Annotated in this window: 12 protein-coding genes and 4 pseudogenes; 12 read left to right on the top strand and 4 right to left on the bottom strand. The window is 68.5% G+C overall.

Annotated features, from left to right (window positions below; genetic code table 11):
* Window positions 1-862 (top strand): MFS transporter (locus tag F1643_RS10655; protein ID WP_194913077.1); only part of this gene is annotated, 862 nt, incomplete at its 5' end.
* Here F1643_RS10655 and F1643_RS22875 read toward each other — a convergent pair.
* Window positions 811-1,653, bottom strand: a complete 843-nt coding sequence (locus F1643_RS22875; protein ID WP_255542637.1) for a hypothetical protein — start codon at window positions 1,651-1,653, stop codon at window positions 811-813. The two genes, F1643_RS10655 and F1643_RS22875, sit on opposite strands and share 52 nt — an antisense overlap.
* On the opposite strand from F1643_RS22875, the pseudogene F1643_RS24710 reads away from it, so the two are divergent.
* The 6 genes and pseudogenes from F1643_RS24710 to F1643_RS10630 form a co-directional block, all read left to right on the top strand.
* A pseudogene (locus F1643_RS24710) lies at window positions 1,613-1,762 on the top strand (enolase C-terminal domain-like protein); the annotation flags it as partial. The gene F1643_RS22875 and the pseudogene F1643_RS24710 sit on opposite strands and share 41 nt — an antisense overlap.
* A 61-nt stretch (window positions 1,763-1,823) precedes the next feature.
* Window positions 1,824-2,294 (top strand): enolase C-terminal domain-like protein, encoded by a 471-nt coding sequence (locus F1643_RS22870; RefSeq protein ID WP_255542636.1) that lies wholly within the window; start codon window positions 1,824-1,826, stop codon window positions 2,292-2,294.
* Between the two features lie 42 nt (window positions 2,295-2,336).
* Window positions 2,337-3,228 (top strand): annotated as a pseudogene (gene glxR, locus F1643_RS10645) (2-hydroxy-3-oxopropionate reductase).
* 15 nt (window positions 3,229-3,243) lie between these two features.
* Window positions 3,244-4,536 (top strand): glycerate kinase, encoded by a 1,293-nt coding sequence (locus tag F1643_RS10640; RefSeq protein ID WP_194913076.1) that lies wholly within the window; start codon window positions 3,244-3,246, stop codon window positions 4,534-4,536.
* A 5-nt stretch (window positions 4,537-4,541) separates the two neighbouring features.
* Window positions 4,542-5,425, top strand: a pseudogene (locus tag F1643_RS24705) (HpcH/HpaI aldolase/citrate lyase family protein).
* 389 nt (window positions 5,426-5,814) lie between these two features.
* Window positions 5,815-10,666: pseudogene (locus tag F1643_RS10630) on the top strand (NAD-glutamate dehydrogenase).
* A 231-nt stretch (window positions 10,667-10,897) separates the two neighbouring features.
* Here the strand turns inward: F1643_RS10630 and F1643_RS10625 are convergent.
* On the bottom strand, window positions 10,898-11,938 hold the full coding sequence (locus F1643_RS10625; protein WP_194913075.1) for an AraC family transcriptional regulator: 1,041 nt from the start codon (window positions 11,936-11,938) through the stop codon (window positions 10,898-10,900).
* A 209-nt stretch (window positions 11,939-12,147) separates the two neighbouring features.
* Here F1643_RS10625 and F1643_RS10620 point away from each other — a divergent pair, with 209 nt between their 5' ends.
* Both F1643_RS10620 and F1643_RS10615 read left to right on the top strand, forming a co-directional pair.
* Window positions 12,148-14,142, top strand: a complete 1,995-nt coding sequence (locus tag F1643_RS10620) for a TonB-dependent receptor domain-containing protein (protein WP_194913074.1) — start codon at window positions 12,148-12,150, stop codon at window positions 14,140-14,142.
* A gap of 35 nt (window positions 14,143-14,177) precedes the next feature.
* Complete coding sequence (locus tag F1643_RS10615; protein WP_194913073.1) at window positions 14,178-14,465, top strand: DUF2218 domain-containing protein; 288 nt, start codon at window positions 14,178-14,180, stop codon at window positions 14,463-14,465.
* Between the two features lie 43 nt (window positions 14,466-14,508).
* Here F1643_RS10615 and F1643_RS10610 read toward each other — a convergent pair whose 3' ends face one another.
* Entirely contained in the window at window positions 14,509-15,111 is a 603-nt protein-coding gene (locus F1643_RS10610; protein ID WP_194913071.1) for a hypothetical protein, read from the bottom strand.
* On the bottom strand, window positions 15,047-15,841 hold the full coding sequence (locus F1643_RS10605; RefSeq protein WP_255542634.1) for a helix-turn-helix domain-containing protein: 795 nt from the start codon (window positions 15,839-15,841) through the stop codon (window positions 15,047-15,049). Before F1643_RS10605 ends, F1643_RS10610 begins: the two co-directional genes overlap by 65 nt.
* Window positions 15,842-16,905: 1,064 nt before the next feature.
* Here F1643_RS10605 and F1643_RS10600 point away from each other — a divergent pair.
* From F1643_RS10600 to F1643_RS10590, 3 genes are all read left to right on the top strand, one after another.
* Entirely contained in the window at window positions 16,906-17,853 is a 948-nt protein-coding gene (locus F1643_RS10600; protein ID WP_149228246.1) for a replication initiator protein A, read from the top strand.
* Window positions 17,854-18,051: 198 nt separating this feature from the next.
* Complete coding sequence (locus F1643_RS10595) at window positions 18,052-19,074, top strand: AAA family ATPase (RefSeq protein ID WP_194913069.1); 1,023 nt, start codon at window positions 18,052-18,054, stop codon at window positions 19,072-19,074.
* Window positions 19,064-19,918 carry a ParB/RepB/Spo0J family partition protein gene (locus F1643_RS10590; protein ID WP_194913067.1) on the top strand — a complete coding sequence of 285 codons (855 nt, stop codon included), beginning with the start codon at window positions 19,064-19,066 and terminating at the stop codon, window positions 19,916-19,918. Before F1643_RS10595 ends, F1643_RS10590 begins: the two co-directional genes overlap by 11 nt.
* Window positions 19,919-19,979: the final 61 nt, after the last annotated feature.

Raw genomic sequence — 19,979 nt, 5'->3', positions numbered from 1 at the left:
TTTCGCCACCGTGATCTTCGCCCCGCTGATGGCGTGGATCACCGCGACCTACGGCTGGCAGTACGTCTTCTACGTCATGGGCGCTCTGGGCATCGTGCTCGGCTTCGTCTGGATGAAGGTTCTGTACAGCCCGAAGGAACACCCGCTCATCAACAAGGCCGAGCTCGACCACATCGAGCAGGGCGGCGGTCTGGTCGACATGGACAACGCCAAGAAGGCCAAGACCGGCGGCGGTCCGAAGCTCGGCTACCTGAAGCAGCTGCTGTCCAACCGCATGCTGCTGGGCATCTACATCGGCCAGTACGCCATCACCACGCTGACCTACTTCTTCCTCACCTGGTTCCCGGTCTACCTCGTCCAGGGCCGCGGCATGACCATCCTGAAGGCCGGCCTGATCGCCTCGGTTCCCGCCATCGCCGGCTTCATCGGCGGCGTGCTGGGCGGCGTGATCTCCGACTGGCTGATCAAGAAGGGCTACTCGCTGTCCGTTGCCCGCAAGACGCCCATCGTGCTCGGCATGCTGATGTCGATGAGCATGATCGCCTGCAACTACGTCGATGCCGAATGGCTGGTCGTCGCCATCATGGCGCTCGCCTTCTTCGGCAAGGGCGTCGGCGCGCTGGGCTGGGCCGTCGTCGCCGACACCTCGCCGAAGGAGATCGGCGGCCTGTCGGGCGGCCTGTTCAACACCTTCGGCAACACCGCCGGCATCACCACCCCGATCGTCATCGGCTATCTGGTCGCCGGTTCCGGGTCCTTCGACGGCGCGCTGATCTTCGTCGCCGCCAACGCCGCCGTCGCGATCCTCAGCTACCTGTTCATCGTCGGCGAGATCAAGCGCGTGGAACTCAAGACGCTCTGACCCGTCCGCGCCCAACCCGATCCGCCCCCTCCCCACACGATCATCCGAAGCGGCGCACGGTGCCGATGGCCGCGCCCCTTCCCCGGAGTTCCCACCATGGCCACCCAATCCTCCCCCAAAGTCACCGAAATGCTGGTCGTGCCGGTCGCCGGCCATGACTCGATGCTGCTGAACCTGTCGGGCGCCCACGCCCCCTTCTTCACCCGCAACGTGGTCATCCTGAAGGACAGCGCCGGCCACACCGGCGTCGGCGAGGTCCCCGGCGGCGAGAAGATCCGCCAGACCCTGGAGGACGCCCGCGCCCTGGTGGTCGGCCAGCCGGTCGGCGCCTTCAACAACATCCTGAACGCCGCCGCAAGGCCTTCGCCGACCGCGATTCCGGCGGCCGCGGCCTGCAGACCTTCGACCTGCGAATCGCCATCCATGCCGTCACCGCTCTGGAAGCCGCCCTGCTCGACCTGCTCGGCCAGTTCCTGGAGGTTCCGGTCGCCGCCCTGCTCGGCGAGGGCCAGCAGCGCGACGCGGTCGAGATGCTGGGCTATCTTTTCTATGTCGGCGACCGGACCAAGACCGCCCTGCCCTATCGCAGCGAACCCGATGCCAGGAACGACTGGTTCCGCCTGCGCCATGACGTGGCCCTGACCGCCGATGCGGTGGTCCGCTTGGCGGAAGCCGCCCATGACCGCTACGGCTTCAACGATTTCAAGCTGAAGGGGCGGCGTCCTGGCCGGCGAGGCCGAGATCGAGGCGGTGACCGCGCTCGCCAGGCGCTTCCCGCAGGCGCGCATCACGCTCGACCCCAACGGCGCTTGGTCGCTGGAGGAGGCGATCCGCCTGTGCAAGGGCAAGGGCGACGTACTGGCCTATGCCGAGGATCCCTGCGGCGCCGAGAAGGGCTATTCGGGCCGCGAGGTGATGGCGGAGTTCCGCCGCGCCACCGGGCTGCCGACGGCGACCAAACATGATCGCCACCGACTGGCGCCAGATGGGCCACGCCATCCAGCTGCAGTCGGTCGACATCCCGCTGGCCGACCCGCATTTCTGGACCATGCAGGGCTCCGTCCGCGTCGCCCAGATGTGCCACGAATGGGGCCTGACCTGGGGTTCGCACTCCAACAACCACTTCGACATCTCGCTGGCGATGTTCACCCATGTCGCCGCCGCGGCGCCGGGCAAGATCACCGCGATCGACACCCACTGGATCTGGCAGGACGGCCAGCGCCTGACCAAGGAGCCGTTCCAGATCAAGGGCGGTCTGGTCGCCGTGCCGCAGAAGCCGGGCCTGGGCGTCGAGATCGACATGGACCAGCTGGCCAAGGCTCATGAGCTCTACAAGCAGCATGGCTTGGGCGCCCGCGACGACGCCATCGCCATGCAATACCTGATCTCCGGCTGGACCTTCGACAACAAGCGCCCCTGCCTGGTTCGCTGACCCCCGCCCCGCGACGACACGGTTACTTTGGAAGGACAAGAAATGAGCAAGATCGGCTTTATCGGACTGGGGATCATGGGCGCGCCGATGGCGGGCCACCTTCAGGCGGCGGGGCACGCGCTGTTCGTCCACACCGTCGGCCCGGTGCCCGACGCCCTGGCCGCCGGCGGCGCCGTCGTCTGCGGCTCCGGCAAGGAGGTGGCGGAACAGGCCGGGATCGTCTTCATCATGGTCCCCGACACCCCCGACGTCGAAAAGGTCCTGTTCGGCGCCGGCGGCGTCGCCGAGGGCCTCGGCGCCGGCAAGATCGTGGTGGACATGTCCTCCATCTCCCCGGTCGCCACCAAGGACTTCGCCCGCCGCGTCAACGAGCTGGGGCTGCGACTATCTCGACGCACCGGTGTCGGGCGGCGAGGTCGGCGCCAAGGCCGCCCTCGCTCACCATCATGGTCGGCGGGCCGGAGACCGCCTTCGCCACCGTCAAACCGCTGTTCGAGCTGATGGGCAAGAACATCACGCTGGTCGGCGGCAACGGCGACGGCCAGACCACCAAGGTCGCCAACCAGATCATCGTCGCGCTGACCATCGAGGCGGTCGGCGAGGCCCTGCTGCTCGCCGCCAAGGCCGGCGCCGATCCCGCCAAGGTCCGGCAGGCCCTGATGGGCGGCTTCGCCAACTCCCGCATCCTCGAGGTCCATGGCGACCGTATGGTCAAGCGCACCTTCGATCCGGGCTTCCGCATCGAACTGCACCAGAAGGACCTCAACCTCGCGCTCGCCACCGCCCGCTCGCTCGGCGTCAGCCTGCCAACACCGCAACCGCACAGGAGCTGTTCAACGCCTGCGCCGCCAACGGCGGCAAGGCCTGGGACCATTCCGGCATGGTCCGTGCCCTGGAGATGCTCGCGAACTTCGAGATCGGCCAAAAAGCGTAAAGGGAGGCTCCGTCCATGTCGACCGCTCCGCGCGACCTGCTGCGCCAGATGTTCGAGGCCGCAATCGCCGCCGCCCAGCCGGCGCTGTGCGTGCCAGCCAATCTGCCGGAGCCGCCCCAGAGATCGCCGAAAGGCCGGCTGGTGGTGATCGGCGCCGGCAAAGCCTCGGCGGCGATGGCGCGGGCGGTCGAGGATCATTGGCCCGGAGACCTCTCCGGGCTGGTGGTCACCCGCTACGGCTATGCGGTGCCGTGCCGGCGCATCGGGATCGTCGAGGCCGCCCACCCGGTGCCCGATGCCGCCGGGCTGGCGGCGGCCGGGCGCATCCGCGCCCTGGTCTCGGGCCTTGGGGCGGACGATCTGGTGCTGTGCCTGATCTCCGGCGGCGGCTCGGCGCTGCTGGCGCTACCGCTCGACGGCGTGACGCTGGCGGACAAGCAGGCGGTCAACCGCGCCCTGCTCGCCTCCGGCGCCACGATTGCCGAGATGAACTGCGTGCGCCGCCACCTGTCGGCGGTGAAGGGCGGGCGGCTCGCCGCCGCCTGCGCCCCGGCCCGCGTGCTGACCCTGCTGCTGTCCGACGTGCCCGGCGACAACCCGATGGACATCGCGTCCGGCCCCACCGTCGGCGATCCCACCGGCTGCGCCGACGCCCTCGCCATCCTCCGCCGCTACGGCATCACGGTGCCGCCTGCGGTGTTGGACCTGCTGGAAAGCGGCCGCGGCGAAAGCGTCAAGCCGGACGACCCGCGGCTGAAGGGATGCGAGGCCCGCCTGATCGCCACGCCGCAGATGGCGCTGGAGGCGGCGGCAGCGGTAGCCCGCAAGGCCGGCTACCCGGTGCACATCCTGAGCGACCGCATCGAAGGCGAGGCGCGCGACGTCGGCAAAGTGCTGGGCGGCCTCGCCCTGCAGGTGGCCGACCGCGCCCAGCCCTTCACCACCCCCTGCATCCTGCTGTCGGGCGGCGAGACCACGGTGACGGTGCGCGGATCGGGCCGCGGCGGCCGCAATGTGGAGTTCCTGCTGTCGCTCGCCATCGCGTTGGACGGCCATCCCGCCATCCACGCCATCGCCGGCGACACCGATGGGGTGGACGGGGTGGAGGAGATCGCCGGCGCCGTCATCGGCCCCGATACGCTGGCGCGGGCCTGGACCCTGGGGCTGAAGCCGCGCGACAGCCTGGCCGACAACGACGGCCACGGCTTCTTCGAGGCTCTGGGCGACGGCGTGGTGACCGGCCCGACCCTGACCAATGTCAATGATTTCCGCGCGATCCTGATCGACGCGTGCCGAGCGACGAGGTGACAGCCATGACCATTCCCCCGAATACCTTCAAGCGCGCGCTGGAAGCGGGCCGCCTGCAGATCGGCCTGTGGTCGATCCTGTCGAGCCATGTGACGGTGGAGATCATCGCCGGCTCCGGCTTCGACTGGCTGGTGCTCGACACCGAGCATTCGCCCAACGAGCTGCCGATGGTCTACAGCCAGCTGCAGGCGGCGGCCGCCGGCGGGCGGGCGCATCCGGTGGTGCGGGTGCCGTGGAACGACATGGTGACGCTGAAGCGCTACCTGGACATCGGGGTGCAGTCCTTCCTCATCCCCTATGTGGAGAGCGCCGAGGAGGCGGCCGACGCGGTGTCCTACACCTGCTATCCGCCGCACGGCGTGCGCGGCTATTCGGCGGCGCCGCGGGCGAGCGGCTTCGGCCGGATCAAGGACTATCCGCAGCTGTGCGAGGCGGAGCTTGCCGTGCTGGTCCAGGTGGAAAGCCGCCGGGGCCTGGACAACATCGAGGAGATCGCGGCGGTCGAGGGCGTGACGGGATGTTCATCGGCCCCGGCGACCTTGCGGCGGCGCTGGGCCATGTCGGCAATCCCAAGCACCCGGAGGTGCAGGCGGCGATCGAGGACGCCATCGCCCGCATCCGCGCCTGCGGCAAGCCGGCCGGCATCCTGTCGGCGGACGAGGCGCTCGCCAGGCGCTACATCGAACTGGGCTGCAGCTTCGTCGCCGTCGGCTCCGACCTCGGCATCCCTCGCCCGCACCTCCGAACAGCTCGCCGCAAAGTTCAAGACGAACGCCTGACCCTGCGACCGTGCCCCAAGGACCGGTGTGCGTCCGCAATTTTTCCGATCTTTCCGCGAACGCACGCCGTCCCATCGGCACCCTGTCGCAAAACACGCCGGCCGAGATAAGAACCGCCGTCCGGTCAGCACCGCTGACCTTCTTGCGGACCCATTTTCCAGGCTTTCCGCCGATTTGCCGGTAGAAGGCCGAACTGCCCGAATCGATTCGGCTTCCCCACCCCCGCAGGCCCCCCCGCGACCACCGGGAGGTGCGGCAGAAGGGCACAGTGCGCCTTTGCCGCGGTATCGGGGCGGGAGGGCGGTGGCGGGGATGTGAACGGGCTATGGATAAATTCGGCGACTATGTCACTGGGTTGTCCGAATCTTTGGAGAAATAACCCGAAAGGAGTGCAAATCGCCGCTTGGTCAGAAATCCTGCCGTTTATTTGCCGTCGAATTGATCGGGTGGGGATGGTACTACCAATCCAAAGAAAACCCGAGAGGAGACATCCACCATCATGCGGACGGCGACGAAGGATCTGGCGGGCGACTTGCGGCAACAGCTGGCCGAGCTGGTGCGCAGCCGGGTTCCGAACGCGCGGGCGGAGCGCTTCGTGAAGCGCTTCTACGCCAACGTGCCCCCCGACGACCTGCTGCGCGGCACACCGGAACAGCTTTACGGCGCGGCGCTCGCGATGTGGCAATGGGCACAGCAGCGCACGCCCGGCAAGCCCAAGGTCCGGGTCTATGCGCCGCGGCTGGACGAGCATGGCTGGCAGTCCGAGCGCTCGGTGGTGGAGATCGTCAACGACGACATGCCCTTCCTGGTCGATTCCGTCACGGCGGAGTTGAACCGGCAGGGCGTCACCGTCCACCTCGTCATCCACCCGGTCACCCGCGTCGTCCGCGACGCCGAGGGCCGCATCGTCGAGCTTCTGGAAGCCGGTGAAGAGAAGGACGGCGCGCGCGACGAATCCTTCATGCACTGCTCCATCGACCCGCTGTCGGACCCGGCCGCCCAGGCCCGTCTGCGTGAGGGGATCGAGCGGGTGCTGGCCGATGTCCGCGCCGCGGTGGAGGACTGGAACCCGATGCGCGAGCGCGTCCGCGCCGCCCGCGACGACATCGCCCACGCCCCCGACGCAGAGGAATCGAAGGAGGCCACCGACTTCCTGACCTGGGTCGACGACGGCAACATGACCCTGCTGGGCAGCCGCCTCTACACCGCCACCATCGGCGGCGACGGGCGCGAGCCCTGGCTGGAGCTGGTCGAGGGCAGCGGCCTCGGCGTGCTGCGCGCTCCGGAGATCACCGTCTTCGACGAGCATGGCCACGCCGCCGTTCTGCCGGAGGAAATTCGTGCCTTCCTGCACCAGCCGCGCGCGCTGCTGGTGACCAAGGGTACCCGGCAGGCCACCGTGCACCGGTCGGTTCCGCTGGACGCCATTCTGGTCAAGCGCTTCGACGAGCAGGGCAATGTCCTCGGCGTCACGCTGGCGGTCGGCCTGTTCACCTCCGTCGCCTACAACCGCAGCCCGCGCGAGATCCCGTTCCTGCGCCGCAAGGTCGCCCGCGTCATGGGCCGCGCCGGCTTCGATCCGTCGGGCCATGACGGCAAGGCGCTGCTGAACATCCTGGAGACCTATCCGCGCGACGAGCTGTTCCAGACCCCGTCCGACGAGCTGTTCGAGACGGCGGTCGGCATCCTGCACCTGCAGGAACGCCAGCGCCTTGCCCTGTTCGTCCGCCGTGACCCGTTCGAACGCTTCGTCTCGGCGCTGGTCTTCGTGCCGCGCGACCGCTACGACACCGCACTCCGCCGCAAGATCCAGGGCGTGCTGGAAACCGCCTTCCACGGCACCTGCAGCTCCTACTTCACCCAGCTGTCGGACAGCGCGCTCGCCCGCCTGCACCTGATGGTGAAGACGGAGCCGGGGAAGATCCCGCCCGCCGACATCAGCGAGATCGAGGCGCGGGCTGGTCCAGGTTTCCCGCAGCTGGGCCGACCGCCTGCGCGACGCGCTGGTCGAGGCGCATGGCGAGGAGATCGGCAACGCCCGCCTGCGCCGCTATGCCGACGCCTTCCCGGCCGGCTACCGCGAGAACCTTCACGGCGGAAACCGCGGTCCACGACATCGACCGCGTCGAACGGGTGCTCTCCGAACAGCGCCTCGGCATCGTGCTATTCCACCCGCTGGAGGCTGACGGCGACGAGTTGCACGTCAAGATCTACCACCAGGGCCGGCCGGTGCCGCTGTCCGACGTGCTGCCGATGCTGGAGCACATGGACCTGAAGGTGATCACCGAGCAGCCCTACGAGGTCCGCCCGGCCGGCGGCGCCACTCCGGTGCCTTCGGTCTGGATCCACGACTTCTCCGCCCGCACCCAGACCGGCTTGGCCGTCGACTGCGTCAAGGTCAAGCAGACCTTCCAGGAGGCCTTCGCCGACGTCTGGCACGGCCGGATGGAGGATGACGGCTTCAATCGGCTGGTCCTGCGTGCCGGTCTGGGGGGCCGCGAGGTCACGGTTCTGCGCGCCTATGCCAAGTACTGAAGCAGGCCCGCTTCGCCTACGCCCAGGACACCATCGAGGCGACGCTGTCCGGCCATCCGCAGATCGCGCGTCTGCTGTCGCGCCTCTTCGCCGCCCGCTTCGATCCGAAGAACCGTGCCGACGAGGCGCCCATCCTTGAGCAGATCGAGGACGCGCTGGACGCCGTCACCAATCTGGACGACGACCGCATCCTGCGCCGTTTCGTCAACCTGATCCGCGCCACCCTGCGCACCAATGCCTACCAGACCGCCCCGGACGGCACGCCGAAGCCGCACCTGTCCTTCAAGTTGGACAGCGGCTCCATCGAAGAACTGCCGCTGCCCCGCCGTGGGTGGAGGTGTTCGTCTACAGCCCGCGCATGGAAGGCGTCCACCTGCGCGGCGGCAAGGTCGCCCGCGGCGGCATCCGCTGGTCCGACCGGCGTGAGGATTTCCGCACCGAGATCCTCGGCCTGATGAAGGCGCAGATGGTGAAGAACACCGTCATCGTGCCGGTGGGATCCAAGGGCGGCTTCGTCGTCAAGCGTCCCCCGCCCGTGAGCGCCGGCCGCGAGGCGGCTCTGGCCGAAGGCATCGAGTGCTACAAGACGCTGATGCGCGGCCTGCTGGACATCACCGACAATCTGGCCGCCGACGGCTCGGTCGTGCCGCCGAAGGACGTCGTGCGCCACGATGTGGAGCGTTGGGGGGACGACCCCTATCTGGTGGTCGCCGCCGACAAGGGCACGGCCACCTTCTCCGACATCGCCAACGGGGTGTCGGTCGACCATGGCTTCTGGCTGGGCCGACGCCTTCGCGTCGGGCGGTTCGGCCGGCTACGACCACAAGGCGATGGGCATCACCGCCCGCGGCGCCTGGGAATCGGTGAAGCGCCATTTCCGCGAGATGGGCACCGACATCCAGACCACCGACTTCACCGTGGTCGGCGTCGGCGACATGTCGGGCGACGTGTTCGGCAACGGCATGCTGCTGTCCCGCCACATCCGCCTGCTGGCCGCCTTTGACCACCGCCACATCTTCCTCGATCCCGATCCCGACGCCGAGACCAGCTGGGAGGAGCGCAACCGGCTGTTCGCCCTGCCCCGCTCCTCCTGGGCGGATTATGACCGCAAGCGGATGTCCAGCGGCGCCATGATCATCGAACGCAGCGCCAAGACGGTGGAGCTGTCGTCGGAGGTTCGCGCCTGCTTCGGCATCGAGCAGACCCACCTGTCCCCGGCCGAGCTGATGCGTCGCCTGCTGACGGCGGAGGTCGATCTGCTGTGGTTCGGCGGCATCGGCACCTACATCAAGGCGTCGACCGAGACCAATGCGGAGGCCGGCGACAAGGCCAACGACGCCCTGCGCGTCGATGGCGGCCAGATCCGCGCCAAGGTGGTCGGCGAAGGCGCCAATCTGGGCGTCACCCAGCGCGGCCGCATCGAAGCGGCGCAGAAGGGCCGCGACGGCAAGGGCGTGCGGCTGAACACCGACGCCATCGACAATTCGGCCGGCGTCGACACCTCCGACCATGAGGTGAACATCAAGATCCTGCTGGGCGACGTCATGGCGCGGGGCGACATGACGCTGAAGCAGCGCGACACCCTGCTGTCGGCGATGACCGACGAGGTGGCGGGTCTGGTGCTGGCCGACAACTACCGGCAGACCGGCGCGCTGACCATCGCCGAGGCGCAAGGCGCCACCCTGCTGGAGGCGCAGGCCCGCTTCATCCGCAACCTGGAGCGCAACGGCCGGCTGAACCGCGCCATCGAGTATCTGCCGACCGACGAGGAGTTGGCCCAGCGCATGGCCGAGCGTCGCGGCCTGACCCGGCCGGAGCTGGCGGTGCTGCTGGCCTATGCCAAGATCACGCTGTACGACGATCTGCTGGCGTCGGAACTGCCGGACGATCCGGCGACGGTCGAGGATCTGCTGCGCTACTTCCCGCAGCCCCTGCGCGACGGCCAGAGCGAGGCGATCCTCCGCCACCGCCTGCGCCGCGAGATCATCGCCTCCGCCGTCACCAACAGTCTGGTCAACCGCGTCGGCCCGACCTTCGTCCGCGACATGGTGGAAAAGACCGGTCTCGGCCCGGCGGATGTCGCCCGCGCCTACGCGATCACCCGCGACGTGTTCCAGCTTCGCCCGCTGTGGGATGCCATCGACGGTCTGGACAATGCCGTCCCGGCCGCCCTGCAGACCACGCTGATGCTGGAAACGGTCCATCTGATGGATCGTGCGGTGGCGTGGTTCCTGGCGCACAGCCCGCATCCGCTGGATCTCGGCCGCGAATCCGCCGCCTTCCGTCCGGGCGTGGAAACCCTGGCCGCCGGGCTCGACCATTTCCTCGATGCCGAGGAATCCTCCCGCCTTGCCGCCCGCGTCGCCGATGCCACCGCCCAGGGCGTGCCGGAGGATCTGGCCCGCCGGGTCGCCGCCTTGCCGGTGCTGGCCGCCGCCCCGGATCTGGTGCGGATCGCCGAGCGCACCGGCCGTGCGGTGGAAGGCGTCGCCTCGGTCTATTTCGGGCTGGGCCGCCGCTTCGGGCTGGAATGGCTGCGCGACCGCGCCGACGGCGCCAAGGTGGACAACCACTGGCAACGTCAGGCGGTCGCCGCGATCATCGACGACCTGTTCGCCCACCAGAGCGCGCTGACCATCCGCGTGCTGGAAAGCGAGGGTGACGAGTCCGCGGCGGTCGATGCCTGGATCGCCAGCCGCAGTCTGGTGGTGGAACGCGTCGAGCAGCTTCTGGCCGAACTGCGCGCCCAGCCGGCGGTCGACCTTGCCATGCTGGCCGTCGCCAACCGGCAGCTGCGCGGCCTGATCGCGGGGTGATGAGGACACAGGAACCAACGGGATAGGAGACGCTCGGTTCGGACGGCCCGGTCGCGCAGCTTTGCGCAGCCGGGCCGCCGGAACGCCGGCGCCTTTGCAGGCACGTTCGGGCGCCGGTTTTCAGTCTCCTCGCCTCGGGCGGATCCGCTTGACCGCAGATCCGCCCATTTTCTTGTCCGCCCATTTTCTATTTCGAAAGCAACTTATGCGGATTGCGGATCGCTCCGCGATTCAACTTCTGCCCGCAGCCGGCGGAAGGGCGATGCGGGTCGCCCGCGCCTCCCGCGGACAGCGGCCGAAGCGCCGCTTGAAGGCGGTGGCGAAATTGGCCGGGCTGGCATAGCCGGCGAGATAGGCGGCCTCCGTCACGCTGACGCCGTCGCACTCCAGCGCCGTCCGCGCCCGCTCCATCCGGCGCGCCCGCTCATACTCGAACACCGACATGCCGTGGCCGGCCCGGAACAGCCGGTGCAGCGTGCTGACGCTCATCCCGGCATGGCGGGCGACCTCCTCCAGCCGCAAGGGCGCGTCGTCGTCCGGGTCGCGGCTTTCCAGATACTCGCAGGCGATGCGCAGGCGGGCACGGTCCCGGCTGCTCAAGGGGTGGGCGGCGGGCATGTCGACCATGCCCAGCGCCTCGGCGACGATCTCCAGCGCGTGGCTTTCCAGATAGAGGCTTTCCAGCATCGGCGGGCAGGCGACGGGTCCGGTCAGCCGTTCCGCCAGCGCCACCTGCCGCGGCGTCGGCCGCAGCGTCAGGCTTGCGCCATGCGTCCGGCAGAAGCGCCGCAGGCCGCCCTCCCCCGCCGCAGCCGCACAGACCGGGCTGCCGTCGCCGCCGTCACCGTCCAGCCAGTCCGGCGGCAGGCCCAGCGTGATCTTGCGCACCCAATTGCCGCGCATCGCGCGGCGCTGGAACCGGTCCTCCTCGGTGCGGGACAGCAGGAACAGCACCGGCTTCCGCGCCGCCGACAGGGCATAGCGGCGCTCGCCGAGCGAGATGTCGACCTCGCCGCGCAGGAACAGCGCCACCGTCAGCCCCGCCCCGGCCGCTGCCGTCGTCGTCATGTCGCGCAGGTCGACAGCATCGGTGGCGTGCAGCGACAGGCCACTGCGCAACATCTCCATGCGGAACCGGCCGCGCAGCACGATGTCGTCCGGATCGAGCGAGGGGACGATCGCCGGCAGCGCCTCGCCCCCGCGGTTGCCGCGCGCCACCAGATCCCGCCAGCGGAGCGGACTTTCAGCCCCCAATACGTCGCCATCCGTCATCGCCTCATCCCCGTCATCTGGCGAACCGGCAAAGGAGTTTGACCGGCACGCAAAGGCATCGTCGGCGCAGCGCGGGCTATACCAGCGTGAACAGCGTCCAGGACGCTGGAACCAAATTGCGAATGCGTCGCATTCTCGGATATCACAACGGGGGCCGATGGTCCAGCAAGCGTGATCCGGGGGTGACGCGAAAGGATGGACTGCCGACCATGACCAGCCGATTCCGTCACCGGATCACCAGCACGACCGCCCTCCTCACCCTGTCGCTGATTGCGCAGGCGGTCCCCGCCCTCGCTCAGGACAAAACCCAGGACAAGGCCGTCACCCTCCCCTCCGTCTCGGTGGAGGGCGAGGCGCCCCGTCCGGTGGAGGCGGCGACCGTCATCGACCGGAAGACCATCGACCGCGAGGTGCCGCAGACCCTGCGCGACCTGTTCCAGGACGAGCCGAGCATCACCGTTCCCGGCAGCAGCACCGCGGCGCAGAAGATCTATCTGCACGGCATCGACCAGAGCAAGCTGAACGTCACCATCGACGGTGCGGCACAGCGCGCCGGCATCTGGCACCACAACGGCAACCTGACGCTCGATCCGACCTTCCTGAAGTCGGTCCAGGTCGATCCGGGCGTGTCGCCCGCCGATGCCGGTCCGGGCGCGCTCGGCGGTGCGGTCGCCTTCAAGACGAAGGACGCCACCGACATGCTCCTGCCGGGCCAGGATGTCGGCGCCACCGCCATCCTCGGCTACGACACCAACTCCAAGACCTGGCGGACCACCGGCGCCGGCTATGCCGCCAAAAGCGGCTTCGAGATCCTCGGCATCGGCACCCTGTCGCGCGGCAAGAGCTACGAGAACGGCAACGGCATGACCGAGGCCGGCACCGGCACCGATCTGGTCAGCGGCCTGGGCAAGCTGGCCTACGAGTCCGACGCCGGCCACCGCATCTCGGTGTCGGGCGAGCATGTGCGCGACGACGCGGTGCGCCGCCTGCGCTCCAACCTCGGCCTCGTCGGCGGGCCGACCGGGCCGCTGATGAACGGCAACACCGCCACCCGCACCACCGCCGTCGTCAGCTATGAGACCACGCAGCCGACCGACTGGTTCAATCCCGGCGTCACCTTCAGCTACAACCGCAACACACTGGAGCGGCCGAACGAGAACCGCCGCACCACCGCGCACGGCGCCTTCGACAGCGAGGTCGACACCATCGGCCTGACGGTGAAGAACAGCTTCGCCATCCCCACCGGCACCCTGACCGCCGGCTTCGACCTGTCCCGCGACGACATCCACATCGACCGCTTCCACTTCACCACCGACGCGGACGAGCGGATCACCACTGTCGGCGGCTTCCTGCAGGCCCGCCTCGCCCCGGTGGAGCGGCTGCGCCTGTCCACCGGCGTCCGCATCGACCACCAGAGCTACCGGTCGGTCGACCACAAGACCTTCGACAACACCGGCATCAGCCCCAACCTGTCGGCCGACTATGCCGTGACCGACCGGCTCACCGCCTTCGGCGGCTACAGCTACAACTGGGGCGGGCTGGAGATGGCGGAAGCCGCCCTGTTCCATGCCGCCAACTACCGCTATTCCAGCGACCTGGAACCGGTCACCGCCCACAACATGCGCGCCGGCCTGCGCTATGCCCACCAGGGACTGCGGCTGGAGGCGGCGGCCTTCCTGACCTACATGGAGAACCCGGTCGCCTGGAACTACACCACCTACACCCGCGTCAACGGCGAGGATCTGCGCAGCCGGGGCTTCGACCTGACCGCCGGCTATGACTGGAGCAATGCCGGGATCAGCGCGAAATACACCCACACCGACGTGAAGTACGGCAACCGCATGGCGCTGTCGTCGGACTACAACACGGCGGTCCCGGTCGGCGACCTCTTCGCGTTGCGCGGCCATTACGGCTTCGAGGATCTGCGGCTGACGCTGGGCGCCTCGGCGGAGATAGCGCTGAAGGTCGAGGACGACGCGCTGCGGGCCAACGGTTTCCGCTCCATCGACGGCTATCAGGTCGTCAACCTCTTCACCGAATGGAAGCCGCTGGAGACGGCGCCCGACTGGACCCTGCGGGCCGAGGCCAACAACATCTTCGACGCGGCCTATGTCAGCCGGTCCAGCTACGGCCAGACCTCCACCGTGCAGCCGGCGCTGGCGGAGGGGCGGACCTTCTATCTCACCTCCACCGTCAAGTTCTGAGCGGGCCGGACTCCATCACGATAGGGAACGCACCCATGCTGACCGAAACGGCCAAGATTCCGACGGCTTTTGCCAGCCGGTACCTGCAGCAGCTCTGCAAGCATTTCGCCCACAAGATCGCGGTGCGGTACGACGCCGCCAGCGGAGAGGCGCTGTTCCCCTGGGGACGCTGCACGATGACGGCCTCCGACGGCCTGCTGACCCTGCGGGCCGAGGCGGCGGACGCCGAGGCGCTGGCCCGCGTCAAGGCGGTGGTGGACGACCATCTGGTCCGCTTCGCCTGGAAGGAGGGGCTGAAGCCGGACTGGTTCCCCGCCGGCTGACGCCCCCAGATCCGATACCGGCCGGTCCGTCATCCGGCGGTCCTCACCGGCCGCCGGATCCGCGGAAGCGGGTGAGCCGCCGCCCCCCCGCTTCCCCCTGCCGGCACAGCGCCAGTTCGCGCTGCCGCTCGGCCATCGCCGCTTCGCGGGCACGGGCACGGCGGCGCTGCTCCTCGGTGCGGGCCCGCAGTTGCTGCTCCTGGCGCAGGCGCGAGGCCAGACGCCGCAGAGCGTCGGCGGCACGGCTCTCCCCCACCGCCGGCAGGGCGGCCAGAGCGTCGCGGAAGTCGCCCAGGGTCGGGAAGCGGCTCCATCCGCTGCGGAAATTCGACCAGACGGCGTCGAAGGCCGCCATCCAGCGGTCCGCCGGCCAATCGGCCATCGCCCGCACGTCGGCCTCCAGCAGTTCGGCATCGGGCAGTTCCAGTGCGAAGCGGTCGGCCAGCTTTTCCAGCCCGATCAGCACATTCTCGATCCCGATCGGCGGCGTCAGCGTGCCGATGGCCTGTTCCACCCGGTCGGCCAGCGCACCGATCTCGTCAGGCGACAGATCCTGCGTCTCGAACCGCAGGTCGGCGACCTCAAGACTGGCCAGCGAGGCGAAGGCGCAGGGCAGCGAGGGTTTCGCGGTTGCGGACGGCAGCATTGGACGCGGCATCGGGTGCGGATCCGCTGCGGGGAAGGACGGAACGGCGGTCATGGCGGGGCTCCCGGCGGTGGTTGCGAATGGCGGACGGAATGGACGGAGAGGCTTCGGCGGCGGGGTCGCGGGACACATCGGGCGGAGCGACCAGTTCCCGGAGGATCCAGCGCCGCCATGCGGCCCCCGGATCCGGCGGGCGGTAGCCGTTGCGGGTATGTGCCTTGCGGCACCACGCCACGAACTTCGCGGTCACCCGGCCGGCATCGACCTCCGGACGCTCCTGCGCCGCCCAGGCGAGATCGGCGGCATCGGGCTGCCAATCGGCGGGCAATGCCTCATCCTGCCGCGCATCCCCCCCACCCGATCGGGAGGAGGAGGATTCAGGATTCAGGGATTCCAAGGAGAAGCCGGCCGGCGAACCGCCGATGTCGGCCGGCTGACAGGACAGGCCGGCGGTGACGCCCTCCATTCCCGTCAGCCGATAGGCGAAACCGCGCAGGCCGCGCCGCGGCTGGGCGCAAACCAGCGCCGCCGACGGCGCCTGCAGGCCCTTCAGCACGGCATTGAACCAGGCACGGCTTTGCCCAAGCTCCTCCGCCAGCTCTCCTTGCGTGGCGGTGCAGACACCGTCGCGGTCGGCATGGGCATAGAGCGCGGACAACACCGCGATGTCGGCGGCCTGGATGCCGGGCACGGCAATCCAGCGCCTGTACATGTCGATGTATGGCTTCATTGAGACACCCGTCTGTCGGTCGATCCGTGGACGGGTGGAGACAAGGGGAGAGCGTCGACGGACTCGGGATGAATCCGCTTGGCATCACGGGGCTGCCCTGCCATCATGGAGTCGCCAAACCGCCAGATGTGGGGTGCCCGGGTTTCCCTCGGTCTCCTCCGTCCGACACGAAGGGCCCGGAGCAATCCGGGCCTTTTGTGTTTGCGGAGGTCGGTCCTCCGTTACGTCATGATGCTCTCCTTCAAGATGCAGCAAACCGTGGCGCCGGCCAGAAACTGGCATGGACGCAGGTTGATGGCGTGAGGGCGGCTTTCGCCCGTTTTTTGAAATGTGTACGTGCCGTTGCGCGTCTGTCCACGGTCTTCGGAAAGTGGCACATCGGCGACGCTGCAATGGGCGGCGGCGGGATTCTTCGGCGGGAATCAATCGCTTATGGCGGCATGTCGTCGGCTGTCCCGCTGCGGGTGTCGCCGTTATGCCGAAAGATTCGGGTCCGAACGTCGCCGTTCTGCCGAAAGATTCTTGAGAATGAGAGCTTTGTGTCTGCCGGATCCCGGTTCCGAACGTCGCCGTTCTGCCGAATAATGGAGCCCTCCCCTCCCCCACTCCACCACCAGCCGGCCAGAATCGGCGGAGAATCGGGCGGGAATCGGCCCTCCGGCGGATCGTCCGAACGTCGTCGTTCTGCCAGTCGGGGGCCGTCCAGGGGGCATTCCGACCCTGCCCCGGGCAGCGATTCAGCATTATAACAGAGCAAAAACAATCACTTATGATGAGCGCTGCCCATTCCGCCACCCTCCGGCACGGCAGAACGCAGACGTTGACGCTGTCACCGGCCGGGAGGGAGCCCTCGGACGCACGCCCGAACGCCTCTCGTCGCCTCCCGCCGGCCCCGATCGGGAAAACTGGCAGAACGGCGACGTTCGCAGGAGCAAATCGCGCCGTTGACGGGAATCTTTCGGCAGAACGGCGACGTTTGAGCCGGAGCTGTGGAACAGAGGGGCGGGCTTGTGGATTATGGCTGCAACCCACTTGAAGCCGCACAGCACCCGCGGAGAGATCGCATGTCCCAGACCACCAACGCCGAGCTGCTCGACCGGCCGCTGCAATTGGCTCTGCGGCTCGATTCACCGCTGACCGGCGATGTCCAGAACGACCGCCACATGATGGTCTACAGCCTGTTCGGCCTGTCGAAGGACAAGGCGGAATCGCTGCCGACCTATGATGACGGCAAGGTGCGGATCGAGGTGCGGGCGCCGAAGAATGTCGGTGTCGCCACCATCTGGGACAAGGCGGTGCTGCTCTACGCCATCTCTCTGCTGCGCGAGAAGATGGAATCGGGCAAGGGCCCGTCTAAGCTGGGCGAGCTTCACTTCACCACCAGCGACCTCCAGCGCATCGTCGGCAAGACCGCCGGCGGCAGCGCCTATGACAAGATCGAAGGGGCGCTGGAACGGCTGCAGGGTACGCAGATCAAGACCAACCTGGAAACCGGTGGGGAGGGCGAAAGCGGCGCCTTCTCGTGGATTTCCGACTACAAGCTGCTCTACCAGCGCAAGAAGGACGGCGAGCGCGCGGTGCGCGGGCTGAAGCTGACCCTGTCGGGCTGGGTGACGCGCGCGGCGCTGGGCCACAATCTGCTGAGCTACGACGACCAGTATTTCGCGCTGAAGCCGGTGGAGAAGCGGCTTTACGAGATCGCGCGTGCCCACCTCGCCCGCGGCCATGCCTTCTGGATGGCGCTGGAGCCGCTGCGCAAACGCGTCGGCTCCGACAACGACCTGCGCAAGTTCAAGAACGCGCTCGGTCCCGTCCTCGCCGCCGACCGCATCCCCGGCTATGGCGTGCGCATCGTCGAGACGGCGGAATACAAGGAGACGATGAAGGCGCGCGGCGCCGTTCTGGGCCGCGTGCTGAACGCCGACCTGCCGGTGCTGTTCTGGAAGAAGGACCAGGGCCAGCCCGAGAACTGGATCGACGTTCCCAAGGTGGAATACGACGAGACGGTTTGAAGCGCAGCCGGTTCGATCTGCCGCATATGGAAATTTGAGCGACGACTTTGCGGTTCGGATGCCCTTCTCCCCTTGTGGGGCTCTGTCGGCGAACAATTCCATACCCGCTTCCCCCACCCCTTCGGTAGACACCCGTTGCCGGAGTGGCGACGACTTGATAGGGTCGCCGCAACCGGTGCCGGGGCAGGAGGACGGGGCGTGACAGGGGAACAGTTGAAGGCGTTGCGGGAACGGCGCGGCCTGACCCAGACGCAGATGGCGGCGTTCGTCAACGAACTCACCGGCCGCAAATACGACAAGCAGCGGCTGAGCAAGTGGGAGACCGGCAAGGAGGCACTGCCCCGCGACGTGCTGGGACGGCTTCTGCTGCTGGATCTGGAACGGCCGGAAAGCTCCCTGCCCCGCCGCGGCACCACTGTCGCCGTCGGACTGCAGAAAGGCGGCACGGCCAAGACCGCGACCTCCATCAACCTCGCCTTCATCCTGGCGCGGGCCGGCAACCGGGTTCTGCTGGTCGATGCCGATCCGCAGGGCAACGCCACCGTGCATGTCGGCGTGCCGCAGACCGACGTGGTGGCGTTGACCGAGGCCGGGAAGGTCCTCTATCACGCGCTGATGGGCAAGACCCCGCTCGATGAGGTGATCCGCCCGACCAGCGTCGAAGGGTTGGACGTCGTGCCGTCCAGCATCGCGCTGGCGAGCGCCGACACCGAGCTGCCGGGCAACCTGACCAACGCCCAGACCGCGCTGGCCGAGATGCTGGACGGCGTGCGGGAGCGCTATGACGTGATCGTCATCGACTGCGCTCCCAATCTGGGCGCCGTGACCATCAACGCGCTGACCGCCGCCGATTACGTCCTGGTCCCCTGTCAGGCCGAGCCGCACGCCATCCTCGGCGTCAGCGCCTTCCTCGACACCGTCGCGAAGATCCAGCGGCGGCTGAACCCGCGGCTGGAGGTGTTGGGCATCCTGCCGACCATGGTCAACCCGCGCCAGACCCAGGATCGGTCGTCGCTGGAGGATATCGAGCGGCTGTGGGGGAACGACCGCCGCGTGTTCCCGCCGGTGCCGCGCGCGACCATCTACGCCCAGGCGGCCGGCGCCAACGTCATCACGCTGGATGCCGACATCGGCGCCCCCGGTGTGGAGAGCTATGCCGCCATCGCCGCCGCGCTGCTGACCGCCATGGGCCGCCTGCAGGAGACCGTCGATGCCGCCTAAGAAGCTGACCCGCCAGACCGCCGCCACCGTGCTCCAGGCCAAGGAAGCAGGTTTCGCCGCCGAAACCGACCGCATGTTCGGGCTGAGCGGCGTGCTGCCCCGTCTGGTCGAGGTCGATCTGGACGCCGTCGAGACCAACCCCGGCCAGCCGCGCACGGTCTTCGATGACGAGTCCCTGCGCTCGCTGGCGGACTCCATCGATCGTCACGGCTTGCAGCAACCGGTCCTGGTGCAGGAGGCGGCGGAGAAGGGCCGTTATCGGCTGGTGGCCGGCGAGCGGCGGCTGCGCGCCCACCGGCTGCTCGGCCGCGGCACCATTGCCGCGATCATCACCAAGGGCCGCCCGGAAGAAATCGCGCTGATCGAGAATGTCCAGCGCGTGGATCTGGACGCCATCGACCTCGCCCGCGGCCTGTCCCAGCTGATCGAGGCGCATGGCTACACCCAGTCGGAGGTGGCGGCGGCCGTCGGCTGTTCGGAGGCCGAGGTGTCCAAGCGCCTGAAGGTGCTGCGCCTGCCCGACGACATCCTGGCCGACTATCGCGCCAATCCGGACGCGGTCTCCCGCTCCGCCCTGGTCGAACTGGCCTTCGTCGAGGACGAGGCGGAGCTGCGCCGGCTTTGGCAGACGGCCCGCACCGGCGGACTGACGGTGGGCGCGGTGCGGGCGGCCCGCCCGGCGGCATCCTCCACGGCCGAGCCGATGCGGGTGCTGGGCAAGGCGATCAACCGCATGGACAAGGATCTGGCCGCCATCGACACGGTCGCCCAATCCTTGCAGCGCGAACATCGCGAACGGCTGCAGGCCCTGCGCGATCGGATCGATGTCTTGCTGAACGGCTGAGGGTTTCGCACTCGAAAGCACGCTGCGGTTGCTTCCATGATGCTGTGCGACTGCCGGTTGC

Source organism: Azospirillum sp. INR13 (genome assembly GCF_015390205.1).
GTDB lineage: Bacteria > Pseudomonadota > Alphaproteobacteria > Azospirillales > Azospirillaceae > Azospirillum.
The sequence above is the reverse complement of the archived record's forward strand: the minus strand, read 5'-3'. Positions and strand labels throughout refer to the sequence as shown.